Genomic DNA, 3,418 nt, shown 5'->3' on the forward strand with positions numbered 1-3,418 from the left:
CCCCCCGCGTTGTCGCACCCCCGCAGCATCTGACTGCTCGCGTTGAACTCACCGGCAGCTACGCGCCAGTGCCGCATTCAGACTCCGTGAACCGGGCGTTAGCCGGCCACCAGCCCGCCGAGACTTCTGCTGCGGCGACGGCGTCCCGCGCCAAGCAGCCGGCCGCCGATCCGCTGTCCGAGTTGCTGGCCAAAGACCAGGACCCGAGAAACTGGGGCGACGCCAAGGAAGACCTGGCTGAAATGATGAAGCGCGAGAAGCCGCCGCACTGGGGCTGATCTCCTAATTCACCAAGACGGCTGAAACCTTGCCGCGCGATACTGCCCCGGCCAGATCATCCGAGAGGCTGCTGGCAGCCGCGACCACCACAATTCCTTCACCGGTCGGAGCCGCGCCGCTGAGCATGCCGAATTCGGAGCTGCTGGCATTATCCGGAACCCAGAGCACCGGCACCGCCTTGGCGATGGTCTGCGAGCTGATGTCCTTTTCAAAGCCATCTCCGGTGGTCAATATGATATCCACCAGTTGCCCTGGATGGAGCAGCGTCACGGTGGCAGGATCGCTCAAGCGCAAGGGAACGGCCACGGTGCCTTCCGGCGAACCGGTCAAAAGTTGCGGCCCCACCAAGGAATAGTTGCGCAGCACCGTTCCGGCAGTCAGTGCCACGGCTGCCCGTTGCCCCGAGATGGCATCGATGCTTTCAAAGACTTCGGCATCTTCCGGGGCAAGCCGCACCGTTTGCACCGTCAGCTGGTTGGCGGATATGCGGGACCCGGCAGGAATGTCGCTCAGCGCCACCACGACCTCGCGCTGCGCTAATTGCCCGGAGGAAAACACATTGAGCACGCCCGCCAAGGCTAGCAGCGCGCAGGCGATGGCCAAAGGCTTCCGGTAGCGGCGCAACAACTCATTGCGGTTGCGCACGGGACGGATCTTCGGCTTGGGAATCACCGGGGGCCGGGAGGCAGCATGCGGTCTGGAGAAGAAGCTCATAACCCCATGCAACCTTCAGGTCCAGCGGCCCACTGCGAGCTGCCCGCGAGCTGTGGGTAAATCAGATGATTTGATGCACCTGCTGCGGAGTGAACACCAAGTCCACGGGTTGGTCATGCTCATCGATCTGGAAGGAACCGGCCGGAACATACTCGTGCTCATAAACCACGGCCGCCACACGGACCGGCGCATCGTCGATCAAGGGCAGGAAGCGATCGTAGTAGCCACCGCCTTGGCCTAAACGCAGCCCGTTCGAATCGATGGACAGCGCAGGCATGATCAGCGTATTGATCTCGTCAAAGAGCTCTGTGCCCATCCGCTTGCCCACCGGCTCCATCACCGGGGCCAAGGTACTTGGCTGGAATTCCATGCCGGGGGAGTACTCAACCCACGAGAGCGCGTACTCCGGTTCGCACACCGGCAGGTAGACTTCAATGCCTTCCTTGGCCAAAGCATCCAAGAGCGCCTCGGTGGACGGTTCATCCGGACCCGAGCAATAGGCCGCGACCTTCTGGACGACACCGGTGCTCTGGCTCAGATAGCCAATCACCGTGTGCGCCAGATCCAGTCCGAACTGCTCACGCTTGCTCGGATCGAGTGCCCTGCGCCAAGTGCGCACTGCGGCACGCGCGGCCTTCTTGCCGGCGCCAGAATTCAGATCAGCGGTGGGATTCATGCCTACAGCTTACGTGCAAGAAACGAAACGCTGCCTGTTAGCGCTGTTGCCAGCTGCAAGCATGACGAAGTAATACGATGTGCACATGTTCTTCTCTCGTCGAGCAAAGCGCCTGGTTCCGGATCTGGCCTCGGAACGGCTGTTGTTGCGCCAACTGACTGCCAGTGACGAAGCCGAGTGGATCAATCTGCGCTACGCCAATTCCAAATGGCTCAAGCCATGGGATCCCACCAGTCCCTTGGGCCCGCCAGAAGCCATGACTTTTCGCGAGATGCTCAGGGCCAAGGATGAATCAGCAGTTGACGGCAGCGGATTCACCTGGGCCTTGGCTCTTCCCCAGCTGCACAAGGGGCGCCCGCCATTGATCGGGCAGGTTTCCGTGGCGTCGGTGCAATATGGTGCCGCGCGCACAGCGTCCATCGGCTACTGGCTGGATCGCAACCATGCCGGCTTCGGCCTGATGCCCGAAGCCTGCGCCTTGGTCATAGACCATTGCTTCGAGCAACTGCAGCTGCACCGCCTGGAAATCAACATCCGTCCGGAGAATTCGGCCAGCCTGCGGGTGGTGGACAAGCTCGGGTTCCGCGATGAAGGGCTGCGCAAAGGCTATCTGCACATCGATGGGCAGTGGCGGGATCACCGCACCTTTGCGTTGACCCGTGAAGAGGTGGAAACGACGCTGCTCGAACGCATCTACGAATACTGAGGCGGATTTCGTGCTATTTCGTTCAATCGAGCTCTGATATGAGAGAACTGCATTGAAAACATGCAGACACGCCAAGGGATGTGCATGAGCGCGCACCCAAGGTTGCATAGTGTTGATTCGAAGGAACCATATTTAGTTCCACGAGGATTTGACCGACTCAATCGGTGATGGAGGACCCACATGGCTGGCACGTCACAGAGCGCTTCGCAGGAAAGTGCTGCGACCAAACTCAAGATTCGTGTGCGCTATGGCCGGTTGTCCGTCGCGCTCGTCGGTGCCTTGGCTGTCCTCGCGACCGTCTTCGGTCTCATTCTGGCTCCTTTCACTGCTCTGACCTTCGGCACCGTAGGCCTGTTCGCGCTGATTGCTGTAGCATCCTTCGCCACCCTGCGCGGGCTGGCTGTCCGCGACCGCAATCGCAAGCTGCTCGAGCACCTCGAAGCCACCCGGCAGCAGGCGCTGCGGACTCCCGCTTTTGACGACGCGGCTAACCAGGTCATCTCGCGCAAGCATGATGATGACGAGGTCTTCGACGCTCGCCCGGGTTCGTCCCGCCGCGCTCCAGCGATTACCGCTGAAGAGCTGCGCGCCGAAGCGCTGCGAGTGGCCCACGGCTATGGCGGTGTAAAGCAGCCAGGTACTTGGGAACCAACGCATGTGCCCAAGCCAACTTACGTGGAAGCCAGCGAGCGCATCGCCAAGACCGCGGAGCTGGCAGCTGAACAGGGTGCCAAGCGGACCCACAAGGCAGCACTGCCGGTGGAAGAACCGCTGCGTCCGAGCAAACAGATCAGCCTGAAGGCATCGGAAGATGCAAAGCGCCTGGCCATCGAAGTTTCGGCCGAAGAGCGCGCAGAGGTCGCTTCGGTAGTTGCCAAGCGTACCGAGAGCGCACCAGCTGTCACGGAAACCGTTGCAGCGCCATCCCCCGCACCGGAAGCCGCACCCGTGGCTGCCGCGGGTACCAAGCCTCGCCTGAACCTGGACGCGGTCATGCAGCGCCGCCGCGCATAAGCATTCCAAGCACAAAGACTTGTGGCCCC

The 3,418-nt window shown here is 61.5% G+C and carries 5 protein-coding genes; 3 read left to right on the forward strand and 2 right to left on the reverse strand.

All coding sequences use genetic code 11. The features are described 5' to 3' along the window. The coding region (locus ACNPN0_RS03245; protein WP_448937658.1) for a hypothetical protein at positions 1-278 on the forward strand (278 nt) is incomplete at its 5' end. A gap of 4 nt (positions 279-282) precedes the next feature. Here the strand turns inward: ACNPN0_RS03245 and cpaB are convergent. Together cpaB and ACNPN0_RS03255 are read right to left on the reverse strand one after the other, a co-directional pair. After that, positions 283-993: a Flp pilus assembly protein CpaB gene (gene cpaB / locus ACNPN0_RS03250; protein ID WP_448937659.1), complete on the reverse strand. Its 711-nt coding sequence runs from the start codon at positions 991-993 to the stop codon at positions 283-285. A 61-nt stretch (positions 994-1,054) separates the two neighbouring features. After that, positions 1,055-1,669 carry a 5-formyltetrahydrofolate cyclo-ligase gene (locus ACNPN0_RS03255; RefSeq protein WP_105657595.1) on the reverse strand — a complete coding sequence of 205 codons (615 nt, stop codon included), beginning with the start codon at positions 1,667-1,669 and terminating at the stop codon, positions 1,055-1,057. Positions 1,670-1,754: 85 nt separating this feature from the next. Between ACNPN0_RS03255 and ACNPN0_RS03260 the strand changes: the two genes are divergently transcribed. Together ACNPN0_RS03260 and ACNPN0_RS03265 are read left to right on the forward strand one after the other, a co-directional pair. Next, the gene (locus tag ACNPN0_RS03260; RefSeq protein ID WP_105657594.1) at positions 1,755-2,375 is read left to right on the forward strand and encodes a GNAT family N-acetyltransferase; all 621 of its coding nucleotides are present in this window, start codon (positions 1,755-1,757) and stop codon (positions 2,373-2,375) included. A gap of 180 nt (positions 2,376-2,555) precedes the next feature. Further along, the gene (locus ACNPN0_RS03265) at positions 2,556-3,389 is read left to right on the forward strand and encodes a hypothetical protein (RefSeq protein ID WP_448937660.1); all 834 of its coding nucleotides are present in this window, start codon (positions 2,556-2,558) and stop codon (positions 3,387-3,389) included. Positions 3,390-3,418 lie beyond the last annotated feature (29 nt).

The sequence above is a fragment of the Glutamicibacter sp. AGC84 genome, from assembly GCF_053543575.1.

Excerpts from the sequence above, each read along its gene's own strand:
- cpaB (WP_448937659.1), bottom strand. The coding sequence starts at position 993 with ATGAGCTTCTTCTCCAGACCGCATGCTGCCTCCCGGCCCCCGGTGATT.
- ACNPN0_RS03255 (WP_105657595.1), bottom strand. The coding sequence starts at position 1,669 with ATGAATCCCACCGCTGATCTGAATTCTGGCGCCGGCAAGAAGGCCGCG.
- ACNPN0_RS03260 (WP_105657594.1), top strand. The coding sequence starts at position 1,755 with ATGTTCTTCTCTCGTCGAGCAAAGCGCCTGGTTCCGGATCTGGCCTCG.
- ACNPN0_RS03265 (WP_448937660.1), top strand. The coding sequence starts at position 2,556 with ATGGCTGGCACGTCACAGAGCGCTTCGCAGGAAAGTGCTGCGACCAAA.